The organism is Acinetobacter sp. 1566109 (assembly GCF_000582255.1).
Taxonomy (GTDB): Bacteria; Pseudomonadota; Gammaproteobacteria; order Pseudomonadales; family Moraxellaceae; genus Acinetobacter; species Acinetobacter nosocomialis.
The window spans coordinates 38,333-54,588 of sequence record NZ_JEYB01000023.1 but is presented as its reverse complement, the minus strand read 5'-3'; the positions used below and the strand labels follow the sequence as shown (position 1 = coordinate 54,588).

The window sequence follows — 16,256 nt, the reverse complement described above, 5'->3', positions numbered from 1 at the left end:
CATGACCTAAGATTGCCGGGAAAACACCTTCCGGATCATCACCAGATAAGGTAAATGCATCGGTATGACATACTCCAGTATGGGTAATCTTGATTAAAACCTCTCCCGCTTTGGGTGGTGCAACATCAATTTCAACAATTTCTAAAGGTTTTCCTGGAGCAAAGGCGACAGCTGCACGAGATTTCATCTTTGGGTTTCCTTTATATCATTCGGTATTTATAGTCGAGCAAAATAGATAATGTAATGCTAATACAAGAGCTTAATTTTGCTTAAATTAAAATTGGCTTTCATAGCAATCCATTACAGCATAGCCAGTCACATACGTCTAAGCAAGCCTACATTTAAAAAACGAGAAAACCCCTTACTTGAAGAGGTTTCTTATCAAATCATTATCTTGTAACCAGCTTATTTTTACTTATAGGTAAATATCCGGTGGGTATGGCGTGTTATCACTAATAGGTGTATAAAGCGTATTTTTAACAAAGAAGCCATTTGGAGCTTGAGTAGTATCGATTGTAATCGAGTCAAACATAACTTGTGGATATGCCCAGATAAATTGCTTCATAAGCCCTAGAGATACATTATTTTGCATATCTCCAAAAATACGTTGCCAGATAGGTGTTCGATATGGTTTGTTTTTGTCGAATCCATAGATATAAGCAATAGATGCATCTGGTACAAACCCTGATAAATAAGCAACTTTACTGGCAGGATAGCCTAAATCTTGAGTTGGTATTTGTGAAACAGCTTGATGGGCTAAATCTAATTTCGCTTCTAAAAGCCAATCATAGGCTTCAGTCATAATGTAATCAAAATGAGGGTATGAATAATGCTCACTTGGATAATTAATATAAGTTGCTAGGGTTTGTATTGGTGAGCGAATAGATGGGAAAAAGATTAATGGGCACACTTGGGCATTTGCATATTTTGCTTTAATTGCTGTTCTAATATCTTGGCAGGTCTGCCCTAACTTATTTCTTAACCATGTTTTAAATTCATCATACGGCGTTCCTGTTTTATTCATCGCCTCATAAATTGTTCCTAAGTCTGGTGCATATAAACCTGTATCTGCATTAAAAGCTAACTTGGTTGGATAGTCATAGACACATGGTAAGTTCGTATCTGTGTTATACCACCACCAAGGCTCACCAATTTGCATGTTGACATCACACCCACCTGTCACCATGGTATCTGCAAACTCAATAAAAACTTTATGTAAATATGCCAAAGCATTTTGATCACTTAAACTGAAGAAATAACTTGGTGGCTGGTAGCCTGTTTTACCCAAATTACTATTCCAGTCTCGCTGTGCCCAAAATTCATTTGCGCCTAGCGAGTACATTTCAAAACTTACCCCAAAAACGGGTTGCATATTTGCATTATGCAGAGCTTGGGCATATTTCTCATGCCATTTACGGGTACATGGGTTAACAACATCTTGTCCAGTCACTAAGGTGTCTGGAATCTGGAATCTATTAATATCACTTCTCCAGATTATTTCAGGATAATGTGACATACCACAGTAATGATTAATGAAACCGTGATAACCCAAAGCAGCCATGTTATCTACTATACGCTGCGGGTTCAGGTCGTAATGATCGTCATAGCTGGTACATAAGCCATAGTTATGCTGTGGTACAACCACTCGGCTTAGATTTAATTTTGCATTTGCACCTGTCACGACTGAATTAGTAATGCGAATATAACCATCTTCAGCCTGACTTAAGGGCAATGATGAGTGTGGGTTATAACTACTTGTAAAAGCCGAAAATGTGATTTGCTGAATATTGGTAACTGGAAAACTATCTGTAGCGGAGAAACCTGCTTTGACTGTATCCCAGTTGATATGAATATGGGCAGATCTTGAAGATGGAGTATTTGCATAGTTGAACAAGACAATATACGCAATTTTATCTACTCCATTGTCGTTATAATAAACCGTTAAAGTTGGAGTTAGCGACTCATTATTTAGAACTGGCATAGATGGTGATAGTTCAATATCAAAGTCCCATACCACACCTGAATAGCTATCTTTAGTTTCATAAGCTAAAAATTTATGGTCTTTAGAGTCGTAAGAGTCCCAACTAATACCAGCCAAGTCTGTAGTCATGCGTGAGCGGAAAGACGCCTCAAAACCGTTGCCATAATTGGTAATCGCAAAAGACATGGTTTGTGGACCATCTATTCTCCAATAAGCTGGGTTGAACCGATCAATAAGTATATTTTGAGTAATGGGTTGAGGTGAAACAGTCGAATTATTTTGTACATTTTCTGAATTATTTATCATGTCATATTGCTCTTAATGGTTTTAAGAAGCTTTATATTAAATAATAATTTTATTTATATTGTTCAGATAAGTAACAATTTAGTCTAATCTATTAACAGTAGATAATGGTTGGAATCATTAAAATAATGTAAAGCTAATATATTATTTTAATTCTAAAGTGGACTTTGCAATAAGGAGCAATGAATGCCAAACTTTTCTCATTTAAGCCACTTTAGACTACTCGTTATTTTTATTCCAGTTCTTTCATTATTAAGTGGCTGTAGTGATCCAATATTTTATAAAAATACTAAAGCTTCTGCTATTTCTACTCCTACCTATACAACTAATTATCCAATCCCTGATGAATATTTAAATGAAAAGCTCCAACCAAATGAAAAAAAACTGGCTCAAGAAATCTCTACCGTTATTGAAGAATCAATACGTAAAGAGTATGCACCTGGTAAAGCCTTAAGAGATGCACATCCTAAAGCACATGGATGTGTGCGTGCCGAGTTCCATGTACTTAAAAATATTCCAACTCAACTTGCAAAAGGTATATTTGTTCCTGATAAGAGCTATCAAGCCTGGATTCGATTTTCGAATGCATCTAACGATGCATCTCAAGCAGACATTGAAAAAGATGCTCGCGGCATAGCCATAAAAGTCTTAGGCGTACCGGGTCCGAAAATTTTAGAAAGTGAAAAAGAAGCGACAACTCAAGATTTTATTATGATCAATCATCCTGTCTTTTTCGTAAATGATGGGCAAAGATATCTTTCTTTTATGCAGGATGTTAACAGCAAAAGTACTCTCAGAAAGCTTCATATTCCGTTTGCTTTAGGGCTTAAAGGAACAATCAATGCTTTAGGAGCGCGTAATTCTAAAATTTCTAATCCATTATATGTACGTTACTGGTCTATGGTGCCCTATCAATTAGGATTAGATAATGACCGTCAAGCTGTTAAGTACTCCGTAAGAAATTGTTCTACGGTGTCTACATCTCTACCTGACCATCCAAACCATAATTTTTTAAGAGCTGCACTAAAAGATACGCTGCAAAAACAAGACGCTTGTATGGAGTTTCTTATACAGCCAAGAACTTCAACCCAAATGCAAGTTGAAGATGCAATGACAGAATGGAAAGAAGCAGAAGCACCTTTTTATCAGGTTGCAACTATTCGTATTCCAAAACAAAGCTTTGATACACCGGAACAGAATCAATTTTGTGAAAATCTCTCCTTTACGCCGTGGCATACTTTACCTGAGCACAAACCTTTAGGTGCAATAAACAGATTACGTAAAATTATTTATGAAAATATAAGTAAAGTGAGACATGATATTAACTCTGCTCCTCGGCAAGAGCCTTAAAAGTGAGTTCATCATACTTTACATATAAAAGAACTACCGATAAACAAGGTAGTTCTATATCAATGGACCTTTAAAAAAATGGCTATACTAAGCTAAAGCCTATAGATCAATTTTCTCAACAATAGAGTGTAGGATGGCTAACTTCTTTTTTATTGAATAATCTCCTTTACTTGTGTCGATAGTGATTCGATCAATGAAATCTGCTAACCAAAAAATAAAGTCTTCTTCACTTTTATAGATGGGAATCAAGCTAATATCTAACTTGAAAGGTAACTCATCCTGAAGATTAAGAAATGTGCCTCCGAAATCAAAAAAATTATATAAAAACTTTAATTCTGTACCATTAATTGCTTTTTTGATTTCCATAATTAAATTATTTAGGTTTTTTAGATGATTATTGGTATGTTCTTTTTTTATATTTTTTGAAATTTTTTCTGCTAATAGTAAATATTTTGGCATTTCTATCTCCTTATTAATTTCTTATAAAATATGAGTATAAGATTAAAGTTATAAATTTAAGTTTTTAGTTTTTATTGAAGTGTTATTTATTTTTTAAATTTAATATAAATTTATGTAAATTGAAACCTTTTATAATTTAAAAATGTGATCTAATTTGAATTATATTCTGAGTAAATTAATAGGTTTTTTATTATTCATAAATAAGCCCAATACTTTTAAATTATTGGGCTTATTTTTTTAATATGCTTAAAATCTCTTTCTTTAATCTTAAGTCATTTTATGGGAACTCTTCACTTTATGAATTTTCCCACATTTTCTACATTCTCTTACTTCATTATGAGAAATATCAAAATCATATTCCCAGATATGCATGCAGAAAAACTGTCTAAAATTATGGAGCATAGACACCTCCTTTTAAAAAACCAACACATATGAAAGTTCTTTATAGGTTCAGAATACATCTAGACTAAACTGTCTACAAGAGAGCCTTTTACCCTATCTTTATTTGAAAAATACGAGAAAAGCTCGGGTTCAATGGAAAAAGAATGTATTTTAAAATTTCTATATCTCCTTCATGAGTGAAGATAATTAAAAACTAACATTGATTTCTGTATCTGTTTTTATAGCGAACAAGCAAGTTGTGTTCACAGTGAAAACTTATGTGAATAGATCCATATCAACATAGATTGTTAAGATCAAAAAAACCGCCCCAGAAGGCGGTCGCTGAATTTTGACAGCGATATAGAAGTGTGGTGGAAACACTTCTATTCTTTAAATTATTTTTCTTCGTTTATAATTTTCATGAAGGCCTCTGATTTAAAGTAATTAATGATAAGTTCCCCCTCATCATGTCTCTGTACTTCTACTGGCTGAGTATGACCACTATCAAATTCACAGTTAAATTTAAAGTCTGGTGGAATAAATTTTGAAATAGGAGGAAGATGAGTCTCACCACCTGTCGTCATTCTTTCTATAAATCCCGCTAACCATAAAATATATTCGTCTTTATTTTTATGGCTTGGCATTAGGCTAATATCCATCTTAACGGCGCATTCATCCAGTGGCTTTGTTAAACATTCTTCAAAGTCAATAAAGTTATATTTAAGCTTAAATTTTGTACCTTTAATCTCTTTACGGATTACGCCTATCAAGTTATTCAAATGTTCAGTCGGAGTATCAGAAAAAAGATTATTTTCTTCAATTTTTTTATATACCTTTTCAGCAATCATTAAATATTGTGGCATTTCCTATCTCCTTCCTTCTACCTTCCATTGTTTGGTAGGTTGCTTATGCAGCTTTTTAAGGAAGTATGATAGAAATCATGTGTTTTAATGTAGTAGTTAGTGATCTCATTGTAAGTAATGTGAACTTGTGAAATTAGAACGCATGCTAAAACACAACTTATAAAAATAAGGAGTAATATGTCACAGTTTTATAAGTGAAATTCATAAATTATCGAAATAATTTCTTGCAGTAAAATACAGCTCACACAATCAAAATGATTATTTAACACGTCGCTAGTAAAATTTTAATATCTACTAATACATTGTTTTCATTATATTTTAATTTTATAGTTTTTTAGAGTACAACAAAATCATACAGTTATTGAGGTTTTTGACATATAAATTGAATATAAGAATGCTCTGATAGATCTAACTTGGATGCAAATTAAATGCTTACATGATCAATCAGCTATATGAACAGTATAGTACTATGGCCTTAAGTGCTTGGGGTTTTACTGATTTACCTTCTTATACAGATACATACGATCCTAATGAGAAAGATATAGTGATAAAGACAAATAATTGGTTGAATGATGAGACAGCAGAAGAAAAAACACGTCAGGGTCTTACCGCTTTTGTAGCCCTCGATGATGCATTTATGAGTATCGCTTCACGTATTTATTTAATTAGAAATGCCAAAGAAACCATAGATCTACAATATTACATTTGGACTAATGATTTTGTGGGTAATCTGATCTTGCATGAATTACTGAAGGCGGCAGATCGAGGCATAAAAGTCAGGTTGTTGATTGATGATCAAAACGGTATAAAACTTGATGGCATATTAAGAAGCCTTTTACAGCACTCCAATTTTGAAATCAGGCTATTTAATCCTTATAAATTTAGATATTTAAGAATATTCGACTATATTTTTCGCTTCAAAAAAGTGAATCACCGTATGCATAACAAGCTTATTATTGCAGATGCTTCAATTGCAGTAACCGGTGGTAGAAATATCAGTAGTGAATATTTTGAAGCAAGCAGTAAATTTCAATTTACAGATTTAGATATTTTGTTTTATGGAGATGCTGTACGGCATGCCCAAGCTGTATTTGCTGACTTTTGGGAAAGTACCTTAAGTGTAGACGCGACTAAAGTGATTGGTACTTGTGCTGAGCATCATTTAAAAGCTCTAAGAGAGCATTACGAACAATTACACCATGAGAACCATAGCCTGACTGAAGATAAACTTTATGATGCTCAGTCTTATCTAAAAGAGCTTTTAGAGCACAACCCTATTCAATGGTCTAAAGCCCACTTTGTAGCAGACTCTCCCAAGAAAATTTTAGGTACCGCAGCTGAACATGAAATGCTGTATGGGCAAGTCATGTCTATTATGGGTAAACCCAAGCAGCACTTAGAATTAGCTTCTGCTTATTTTGTACCCACTCAACAAGGTACGTATTATTTGAAACAACTGCGAGTTGAAGGAATTAAAGTTCGTGCTTTAACTAACTCTTTTGCTGCGAATGATGTTGCGATCGTACATGCTTTTTATAGTCAATACCGTGTAGAAATGCTTAAAAATGGTATTGAGCTTTATGAGTTTAAACCTGTTTTAGAACGGCGACGTAGAACTTGGTACGAAATCGTAACGGGTAGCGTTATACCGGCAAAGGGTAAAAATAAATCAAGTTTGCATGCGAAATTTTTTGATGTAGATGGCAAAGTATTTATTGGTTCTTTTAATTTTGACCCCCGCTCTACTTATTTAAATACCGAAGTAGGTTTAGTCATTGAATCTAGCCAATTACAAACTCAGATTTCCGTTATGTTAGATCAACATTTACCTCAAGTGGCCTATCAGTTAAAACTAAATAGCCAAGGTGAAATTACTTGGCTAGATTACCAGTCGAATGGGCAAGTCATTAAATACGATAAAGACCCGGGAACCAGCCGTTTTCAACGAACAATGATTAAAGCCGTTTCTTACCTGCCTATTGAGTGGATGATGTAAGTTTGAATATTACAAGAAACCTATTTCATTAAAGAATTTTTGATAGGCTTCTGCTTTCTTCTCAAGAGCTAGTGGATATGCTCTAGAAGATGACGGTAACCGATATAAATGAATATCGCGGTCGGCAAAATAAGTTGTTGTCGATGTTCCAATTAAAGGTTTTTCAGTGTTCTCAGGTAAAACTGAAATTAAGGTATCAGTTGCTTTGTCACCTGTAGTCATAATAGTTTGGCATAAAGGGATTTTTTGAAGCAAAGCCGCCAAGTCTGTGGGTGTGACGATTTCCAGAAATTTGTCGGAAGCATTACCCTTGAGGCGTTTAATTTGATAAGCCGTATCGAAAATGGCAATACCTGTTTCAGTTAAGAAGTTTCGGATACGTTCTTCATTAAATGTTTTCTGATTTTCGCTTAAAAAATAGGTCTTGTCTTGGAAAAAGATTAAGCCAAAAATTCTCCACATGTCATTTTGAAAGTTTGGATAGTAAAAGTCCATCTTCCATTTATTACGAGGAGGTGGGAAACTCCCTAGCATTAATAAACGGGCATTTTCAGGTAAAAATGGTTGTAGTGGATGGGTTTCTATCTCAATTATCATAAAAAATCAGTATTTAGTTCAAAAATTATAAGTAACTTAACGCATTTTCAGGTTAATCACGAGTCAAGAAATGCAAATTCGCTTAATTAAATGCATTGAGGCGAAACCTTTTGTTGTTTCGCCTCAATCATTTCGTTTATATGCATGTTAAAAACCAAAGTGTTTAAGAGTTTAAAATTTTAAAGACTTTACCTGTTCTTGGATGGGCAAAGGTATTGTCTTGATCTAAATTGATAACTTTGTCTGAAATGACAATCTTCGAAAGTGGTAACCAGTTTTGCTCTACTTCGGTTGAAGCTAAATTTTTTTCCAACGCATTTTCAAAAATTTGCTCTACCACAATTTCCATACCACACATACTTTTTGCATTAACTTCTTTTAAAATATGACGTTTAGACATTTTAGTCTCCATTTTTTATTCTTAACGTTAAAGATAATAAAGGGAGTTTTGCTACAACATGTAAAATTTAGCATTTGAAGTGTTTTTTTTGTTTTAAACATATTTATTTAATAATTAAATGAATAGTGAAATAATTATTTAAAATAAAAGTTAATATTAGATGAACTTGTCAAAAAGCTTATTATTTTAAATAAATCTAATTTATAGAAAATAATATTTAAAGGGTCCACGTATGAACCCCTTTATTTACTTTTAAACTTGTACAGCATTATCTAGAGAACTATCATCTTTGTTTTTATTATTATCTTTACTAATCAATGAGTCAGTATCGCTATCGGCACTAAAGCTCTTACTATTTTTTTGCTTCTTCTTGTATACGCACATGCCAATGGCAATACCTGTTCCTAGTACTAAAATTGATTTTAACATTTTGCACCTCTTCAGTTGACGGAGAAACTTTTGAGAAATCAACTTAAATTAATAGCACATTATTTGTTATTTAAGGGCTTTGATTTGAGTCGCTTTTGTAAGGTATTTAATTTTTATGTTAATTGAAGAGTATAGTAGTTTCAAAAATAAATTTTGATACAAAGCAAAAAGCCTATTCTAAAAATGGAATAGGCTTTTTACTGTATTTCAGGATTAAGCAGTATTATTAATTGCTTTAAGCAATCTTATTTATCTTTAAATACAGTTCCAATGTATTTAATGCTGAACTTTTAGTCAAGATGGGAAAGGGACCATTTGCAATTAATTGGTCATTCTTGTGATGAAATTCTCATTTTTAAAATAGGCAATAAAAAACGCCCATTTCTACTTCTCAAAAAGAAATGGGCGCATGTGAAAACCACTAAAGACCTGAAATACCAAATGTTCTTACATTCAGTAATATTGATTCTAATTAATTTACCGAATGGTTGACAATTAAACCATTTGTACTTTTTTTAGTCATTTCGGCCAATAAAAAATGCAAAATAATTCGCTATTTTCAATATGTTTAGCAATAAATTATTTATCTAGAATGCGATTGAGTACGGTTAACCAGTTAGAAAAACAAATTTTTTCTATACTTTCATTGGAATAATGTCGCTTTTGCATTGCTTCAATAAGTAAGTGTAGTCCCCTTACATCTTCAATTTCATCGCTAATAAGTGCTCCATCAAAGTCGGAACCAAAACCGACATAATCTTCTCCCATTTGATCTATTAAATATTCAAGATGCTCTAAAAGTACATCAATAGATGTGTTGGCATCGCGCTGCCCGTCTTTACGTAAAAATGCAACGTCAAAATTTACCCCGACTATGCCTTTAGAGTCCCTGATCGCCCTAAGTTGGTCATCTGTTAGATTTCTGGCTTGTGGACATAAGGCATGTACATTCGAATGGGTTGCGACTATGGGCTGTTGAAGAATGTTAGCGGTATCCCAAAAAGCTCGTTCATTCATATGGGAAACATCAATCACCATTTTTTTATCAGCACAGCGTTTTATAAATGCTTTCCCCTCGTGTGTAAGGCCGGCTCCCGTATCGGGTGAATGGGGAAACTTAGCATTTAAACCATGTCCAAAGCGACTGGGTCTATTCCAAAGCGGCCCGATGCTACGAAGCCCTGCATCATAAAAGACATCAAGTAAATCTGGATTGAATTGTAGTGCTTCGGCGCCTTCCATATGCAATACAATGGCTAACTTTTGTTTTGCTAAACAGTGCTGAATATGCTGAACAGTTGTGCAAATTTGAATATCGTTAGAATACTCGGCAAGTTGTTTTGCTAAATCGAGTTGTGCCAGACAAATTTGCTCAATTTGCTGTTGGGTAAAGTCAGACGCGTTTTGGTCAAATAGTTTGTTGGGATGATGCTGCTTAACATAATGAAAAGGCGGCAAGAAAATAGCAAACATCCCACCGACAAAACCCGCTTCTTGACAGCGTTTTAAATCGAGATGCCCTGCTAAACGTTCCTGAATAAAAGCCTGAGCAGGATTGCTATGATCACTTAACCACAAACGGGTTAATACATCGTTATGGCCATCAAAAACAGGAAATGTGCCATGATTCATATCGGTTTTCTCACAGCTAATCATCTACAATATTTTGAACAGGAATGTTTTGTTGAACCGTAAATTGCTTTGAATTTCGGCTATTACGGAACACCAATTTTTCCAGAGAGGAATTAATTTCGCTCTCGGCACGTGCCTGTTCAATGAGTTGATGATACGGCGATTTACCACAAACAGGGTCTGCGTTACTTGCGTCACCTGTTAGCATATAAGCTTGACAACGACAGCCACCAAAGTCGCGGTCTTTATCTGGACAACTACGACATCCTTCTGGCATCCATGCATCACCACGGAAGTGGTTAAAACCGGTAGACTCATACCAGATTTTTGATAGGCTTTGTTCACGAACATTTGGGAAAGAAATCGGTAATTGTCTTGCTGCATGACAAGGCAGTGCCATACCATCTGGAGCAACTGTAAAGAAAATTTTACCCCAGCCATTCATACAGGCTTTTGGCCTTTCTTCGTAATAATCAGGCACTACAAAAATAAGTTTGCAAGGATGATTTTGCGCATTTAACTTTTCCCGATATTCAGTGGTAATACGTTCGGCACGTATGAGTTGTTCTTGTGTCGGTAATAAACCCTGACGGTTTAAAAATGCCCAACCATAAAACTGACAAATTGCTAGTTCGACTGTATCTGCATTAAGTTCTAGGCAAAGCTCAATAATTTTATCAATCTGGTCAATGTTATGCCGATGAATCACAAAATTAAGAACCATCGGATAATCATATTTCTTAACAAGTCGGCACATTTCATACTTTTGTTCAAAAGCATGTTTCGAACCTGCTAAAGCGTCATTAACGACTGGGTCACTTGCCTGAAAGCTAATTTGAATATGGTCTAGGCCAGCTTGTTTTAAATGGGAAATACGCTGTTCGGTAAGTCCCATACCAGAAGTAATCAGGTTGGTGTAGAACCCAAGTTGGTGCGCATGTGCCACAAGCTGTTCCAGATCTTGACGTACTAAAGGTTCACCACCGGAAAAACCGAGTTGTACAGCACCCATTTGCCTCGCTTGATCGAAAACGTCAAACCACTCTTGGGTGGTCAATTCATTTTTGTGCTGTGCGTAGTCTAAAGGGTTTGAACAATATGGACATTGTAGCGGACAACGATACGTTAGCTCCGCTAGTAGCCATAGGGGTAAACCAACACCATTGGTCATATAAAATCAATCCAGTGCTGTTGCTGGGCAACTAACATGTAATCAATAACATCGTTGTCAATTTCGGCTATATTGCCAAATTGTTGCTTGAGTTGGGCAATAATGGCAGAAACGTTATTTTTTCCATCAATATACTGTCCAATGGCCCCTGCACTTTCATTTAACTTGATCATGCCTTCAGGATATAAAATCACAAAGCCATTTTGAGCGGGTTCAAATTGAAAGCGGTAACCTTGTCGCCATGTCGGCACAAGATTTACATCAAATTGCTCTTTATTCATTTAAATAGTCCTTTGTGCCATACCCGTTCTCTGGTCACACTGTGATACGGTGCTTCATTGTGTACGTATGCCAGTGTTAAAGCATCTAAAATGCTCCACAAAATATCCAGTTTAAACTGTAATATTTCCAGCATTCTTTGTTGTTGCTCATGTGTGGTAAATGAATCAAGTGTGATAGTTAAACCATGTGCAACATCACGGCGTGCTTGACTTAAACGAGAGCGGAAATATTCATAGCCCTTGTCATCAATCCAAGGGTAATGCTGTGGCCATGACTCAAGTCGTGACTGATGAATTTGAGGTGCGAATAGTTCGGTTAAAGAGCTGCTTGCTGCTTCGCGCCATGATGCACGGCGTGCGAAATTTACATAGGCATCTACGGCAAAGCGTACACCTGGTAAAACCAATTCTTCGGAAATAACTTGTTCACGGCTCAAACCAACAGCTTCTGCTAAACGTAGCCATGCCTCTCGGCCACCACCGTCAGGATATTCGCCATCCTGATCAATCATGCGTTGAATCCATTCCTGACGCACGCGCTGGTCTGGGCAATTTGCCATGATCGCGGCATCTTTGAGTGGAATGTTGATTTGATAATAATAGCGGTTTGCAACCCAAGCCTGAATTTGTTGTTGAGTGGCTTTTCCTTCATACATCATCACATGAAATGGATGATAGATATGATAATACTGACCTTTATCAATAATAGCCTGTTTAAATTGTTCGGTTGTTAAAGCTTCAGGTGTTTGTGTCATAGCGCACCTTATAGTTCGATCTGCATGCCGTCATAGGCAACTTCTACATTATTTGCCTTTAGTTCAGCAAATTGAGCAGAGTCTTCATTTAAAATCGGATTTGTATTGTTAATATGAATCAGCACTTTTTTGGGTGTATTGAGTTGGTTCAAATAAGACAACGAACCGCCTTCCCCACTAATATATAAATGCCCCATTTCACGGCCAGTTTTTTTACCTACACCCGTTTGCTGCATTTCATCATCGGTCCAGAGTGTGCCATCAATCATGACGCAGTCAGAATTTTGCATAATCTGCATGATTTGATCATCAATCTTTCCAAGCCCTGGTGCATAAAACAACTGTTTTTGTGTTTTACGATCTTTGATGATTAAGGCAATATTGTCGCCCTCATGCGGGTCATGGCGATGTGGTGAATATGGCGGTGCCGCGCTTTGAATAATTAAAGGTAAAAATTCTAAATTTTCGAAACCATCAATTTTAAAAGCTTGTTTAGGATTAATTTCATTGTATTGAAGACCACCATTCCAGTGCTTCAACATATTAAAGACTGGAAAACCTGTGGTCAGGTCTTGATAGACCATTTCTGTACACCACACATTCATTGGGCAGCCTTCACGTAAAGTTAACAGTCCAGTGGTATGGTCAAGCTGGCTATCCATCAAAATAACGTTGGTAATGCCCGTGTCACGTAATTTACGTGCAGGTTGAGCTGCTTTAAAGTCAAATAATTGCTGACGGATATCTGGTGATGCGTTTAATAAAATCCAGTCTACGCCGTTTTCTGAAACCGCAATTGAAGATTGAGTTCGTACTTTGGCATTAATTTTACCTGTACGAATACCATGACAATTAGGACAATTACAGTTCCACTGAGGAAAGCCGCCTCCAGCCGCTGAACCTAAAATATAAATATACATAAAATTAATATCTTATTAGAAAGACATAAGCCCTAGAACAAAACTAGGGCTTATGTCAGATTTGAATAGAAATAATTAACGTGCTTCAAAGTACATTGTTACTTCAAAACCAATACGTAAATCAGTGAAAGCTGGTTTTGTCCATTGCATAAATTTTTCTCCAGTCAGGATTAATCTTGCGAAATGAATCACTTGATTAAATCTTATAAAGCAATTAAAAATTTATTCTAATTAAAAATGCCACGTTTGTAGATAAGGTTGATACAAGATATTGTTCGATAATTGTGTTTTTTGTCCAAATTTTAATAACTCCTTATCAATCAAAGGCGATTAAAAGGTCATAACAGACAAATATTCTGCTATGACTGGACTTTTACACGGCTAAGTTCATTAAGTATTGCTGTGCAATATAAAGATCTTGCTCTGGTTTAGGCTGGCATTGCACCCAAGTTCCATCAGCTTGTAGTTCCCACGCTTGACGATTATCTTTTAGGTAATTGTTTAGGCCATCTTCAATAACTTGTTTCTTTAATTTTTTACTTTCGATTGGAAAACACGTTTCGATACGAGAGAACAAATTTCGTTCCATCCAGTCTGCACTAGCGCAAAATACTTTTGTATCGCCATCATTATAAAAATAGTAAACCCGTGTATGTTCTAAATAACGCCCAACGATTGAACGTACCCGAATATTATCGGATAACCCTGCAACTTGTGGTCTTAAACAGCAAATTGAACGAATAATTAAATCAATTTGTACACCCGCTTGAGAAGCTTTATAAAGCGCACTGATGAGCTGTGGTTCAGTAAGTGCATTCACTTTAATGATGATGTGTGCTTTTTTGCCAGCAAGGCTATTTTTAATTTCTTGTTCAATAAGCTCTAGCAACTGAGAGTGCAAGGTAAAAGGTGCATGAAAAAGTTTTTTAAGCTTCGCCATTTTGCCCATACCAGTCAGTTCTTGGAAAATCTTATGTACATCTTCACAAATTTCAGCATCACTGGTAAGCAGGCCAAAATCGGTATAAATTTTGGCATTCACCGCATGATAATTGCCTGTACCTAAGTGGACATATCTTTTCATTTTGTCTTGTTCACGGCGAACAACTAAAATCATTTTAGCGTGAGTTTTATAGCCAACAATGCCATAAACGACAACTGCGCCTGCTTCTTGCAATACGTTAGCTACTTCAATATTGGACTCTTCGTCAAAACGTGCTCTTAACTCAATAACAGCAGTAACCTCTTTACCGTTACGCGCCGCTTCTGCAAGAAGTTGAACGATTTCCGAGTTGGCACCACTACGGTATAAGGTTTGTTTAATTGCCAAGACATTTGGGTCTTGAGCAGCTTCCCGAAGAAACTTAATGACGGGTGCAAAAGAGTCAAATGGATGATGAAGTAAAACATCCCCTGCTTTTAACACATCAAAAATTGGCTTTTTGCTATAGAGAAGTTTTGGTAAAACCTGTTGATACGGTTTATAGCGCAACTCTGGCAAATCAAAGTTGGAAATAAAACGGGCTAAATTGACAGGACCATCGACGTAATAAAGATGTTCTGCATCTAAATCAAATTGCTCTAATAAATAGTTCGCAATTTCTTCAGGACATTTTTTTGCTACTTCCAAACGAACTGCTTGACCAAAACGGCGTGAAGATAATTCACCTTTTAAAGCTGCCGCCAAGTCTTCTACATCTTCAGAAACGGTTAAATCAGCATTTCGGGTCACACGAAATTGATGACAGCCTGTCGCTTTCATGCCCGGAAATAAATCCGAAATATGCTGGTGAATAATGGCAGAGAGCAGAATGTAATGTTCTGCACCACCGGAAATATGCTCCGGAATTTTAACAAGTCTTGGTAAAGAACGCGGTGCCGGCACAATAGCTAAATCAATCTGACGTCCGAAAGCATCTTTGCCTTCCAAAGTCACAATGAAGTTAAGACTTTTATTAACTAACCGTGGAAATGGATGTGCAGGATCAAGACTAATTGGTGTAACTACAGGTTGTACTTCTTTAAAAAAGTACTCTTTAATCCATTCTTTATGTTTTTCTAATATATCGCCGTGCTGAATAAAGTGAACGCCATAGCCTTGCAACTGTGGCAACAAGGTATAATTTAAAATCTTATATTGCTCTTCAACGGCTTCATGAGCATTTTTCGAAATTTGCTTTAATACTTCTGGTAATGGCAGACCTTCTGGTCCAGTCGCTTGTGTCATTAGGCTAATTTTCTGGATTAAACTTGCCACACGAATTTCAAAAAATTCATCCAGATTACGTGAAAAAATAATTAAAAAATTTAAACGTTCAAGTAATGGGTGTTCAATATCTTTGGCCTGAGCGAGCACACGCTTATGAAACTCTAATAAAGAGAGTTCTCTATTGATATATGTCTCTAAATTATGCTGGTTTGAGCTAGATAATGTAGGTAATGATGTCATTCTTGACTCTTATAATGGATAAAAAGTGAACATGAATAAAAAAGATTAATTTAAAAATATATAACCGATTTTATTCACTGAACATTTTGTAACTGTTTTATTGCAAATTCATGAATTTTTTATGAAAAACTTAAAAATTAAGATCTATTTATGTGTCTTAAATATTTCCTTTTATTAGCTTATCTCTAATATTATCTTAGCATTAATTTTTTAAAGATCATCTGATTTTGATTAAGATTTAGTTTTCATCAAATATTCACACAGTATGCGTATTTTTTATGCATCTTAA

16 protein-coding genes are annotated in these 16,256 nt (G+C 35.5%); 2 read left to right on the top strand and 14 right to left on the bottom strand.

Going from position 1 to position 16,256, the window contains the following annotated elements; all coding sequences use genetic code 11:
- Nucleotides 1-187: alcohol dehydrogenase catalytic domain-containing protein (locus J582_RS15445; RefSeq protein WP_032048220.1), on the bottom strand; the 187-nt coding region annotated here is incomplete at its 3' end.
- Between the two features lie 228 nt (nucleotides 188-415).
- The gene (locus J582_RS15440) at nucleotides 416-2,287 is read right to left on the bottom strand and encodes a hypothetical protein (RefSeq protein WP_032048219.1); all 1,872 of its coding nucleotides are present in this window, start codon (nucleotides 2,285-2,287) and stop codon (nucleotides 416-418) included.
- A 183-nt stretch (nucleotides 2,288-2,470) separates the two neighbouring features.
- Between J582_RS15440 and J582_RS15435 the strand changes: the two genes are divergently transcribed.
- Nucleotides 2,471-3,634, top strand: a complete 1,164-nt coding sequence (locus J582_RS15435) for a catalase family protein (RefSeq protein WP_032048218.1) — start codon at nucleotides 2,471-2,473, stop codon at nucleotides 3,632-3,634.
- A gap of 99 nt (nucleotides 3,635-3,733) precedes the next feature.
- On the opposite strand, the gene J582_RS15430 is transcribed toward J582_RS15435, so the two are convergent.
- Both J582_RS15430 and J582_RS15425 read right to left on the bottom strand, forming a co-directional pair.
- Nucleotides 3,734-4,093 (bottom strand): hypothetical protein, encoded by a 360-nt coding sequence (locus J582_RS15430; protein WP_002049945.1) that lies wholly within the window; start codon nucleotides 4,091-4,093, stop codon nucleotides 3,734-3,736.
- A gap of 776 nt (nucleotides 4,094-4,869) precedes the next feature.
- Nucleotides 4,870-5,337 (bottom strand): hypothetical protein, encoded by a 468-nt coding sequence (locus J582_RS15425; protein WP_032048217.1) that lies wholly within the window; start codon nucleotides 5,335-5,337, stop codon nucleotides 4,870-4,872.
- A gap of 436 nt (nucleotides 5,338-5,773) precedes the next feature.
- Here J582_RS15425 and J582_RS15420 point away from each other — a divergent pair, with 436 nt between their 5' ends.
- Nucleotides 5,774-7,333, top strand: a complete 1,560-nt coding sequence (locus J582_RS15420; RefSeq protein ID WP_032048216.1) for a phospholipase D family protein — start codon at nucleotides 5,774-5,776, stop codon at nucleotides 7,331-7,333.
- Nucleotides 7,334-7,342: 9 nt separating this feature from the next.
- Here the strand turns inward: J582_RS15420 and J582_RS15415 are convergent, their stop codons facing one another.
- The 10 genes from J582_RS15415 to ppk1 form a co-directional block, all read right to left on the bottom strand.
- Complete coding sequence (locus J582_RS15415) at nucleotides 7,343-7,930, bottom strand: uracil-DNA glycosylase family protein (RefSeq protein WP_002050129.1); 588 nt, start codon at nucleotides 7,928-7,930, stop codon at nucleotides 7,343-7,345.
- 163 nt (nucleotides 7,931-8,093) lie between these two features.
- Entirely contained in the window at nucleotides 8,094-8,330 is a 237-nt protein-coding gene (locus tag J582_RS15410) for a hypothetical protein (RefSeq protein WP_000044007.1), read from the bottom strand.
- Between the two features lie 252 nt (nucleotides 8,331-8,582).
- On the bottom strand, nucleotides 8,583-8,759 hold the full coding sequence (locus tag J582_RS26040; protein ID WP_004708777.1) for a hypothetical protein: 177 nt from the start codon (nucleotides 8,757-8,759) through the stop codon (nucleotides 8,583-8,585).
- A gap of 579 nt (nucleotides 8,760-9,338) precedes the next feature.
- Nucleotides 9,339-10,391, bottom strand: a complete 1,053-nt coding sequence (locus J582_RS15400; protein WP_032048215.1) for a dipeptidase — start codon at nucleotides 10,389-10,391, stop codon at nucleotides 9,339-9,341.
- 16 nt (nucleotides 10,392-10,407) lie between these two features.
- Nucleotides 10,408-11,562, bottom strand: coding sequence for a pyrroloquinoline quinone biosynthesis protein PqqE (gene pqqE, locus J582_RS15395; protein WP_032048214.1), 1,155 nt, complete (start codon nucleotides 11,560-11,562; stop codon nucleotides 10,408-10,410).
- Nucleotides 11,559-11,843 (bottom strand): pyrroloquinoline quinone biosynthesis peptide chaperone PqqD, encoded by a 285-nt coding sequence (gene pqqD / locus J582_RS15390; RefSeq protein WP_032048213.1) that lies wholly within the window; start codon nucleotides 11,841-11,843, stop codon nucleotides 11,559-11,561. Before pqqD ends, pqqE begins: the two co-directional genes overlap by 4 nt.
- Nucleotides 11,840-12,598 carry a pyrroloquinoline-quinone synthase PqqC gene (gene pqqC, locus J582_RS15385; protein WP_032048212.1) on the bottom strand — a complete coding sequence of 253 codons (759 nt, stop codon included), beginning with the start codon at nucleotides 12,596-12,598 and terminating at the stop codon, nucleotides 11,840-11,842. Before pqqC ends, pqqD begins: the two co-directional genes overlap by 4 nt.
- A gap of 8 nt (nucleotides 12,599-12,606) precedes the next feature.
- Nucleotides 12,607-13,518, bottom strand: a complete 912-nt coding sequence (gene pqqB, locus J582_RS15380) for a pyrroloquinoline quinone biosynthesis protein PqqB (protein ID WP_032048211.1) — start codon at nucleotides 13,516-13,518, stop codon at nucleotides 12,607-12,609.
- Nucleotides 13,519-13,593: 75 nt separating this feature from the next.
- Nucleotides 13,594-13,668, bottom strand: coding sequence for a pyrroloquinoline quinone precursor peptide PqqA (pqqA, locus tag J582_RS0104775; RefSeq protein ID WP_001982218.1), 75 nt, complete (start codon nucleotides 13,666-13,668; stop codon nucleotides 13,594-13,596).
- 223 nt (nucleotides 13,669-13,891) lie between these two features.
- Nucleotides 13,892-15,967, bottom strand: a complete 2,076-nt coding sequence (ppk1, locus tag J582_RS15375) for a polyphosphate kinase 1 (protein ID WP_032048210.1) — start codon at nucleotides 15,965-15,967, stop codon at nucleotides 13,892-13,894.
- Between the last annotated feature and the right edge of the window lie 289 nt (nucleotides 15,968-16,256).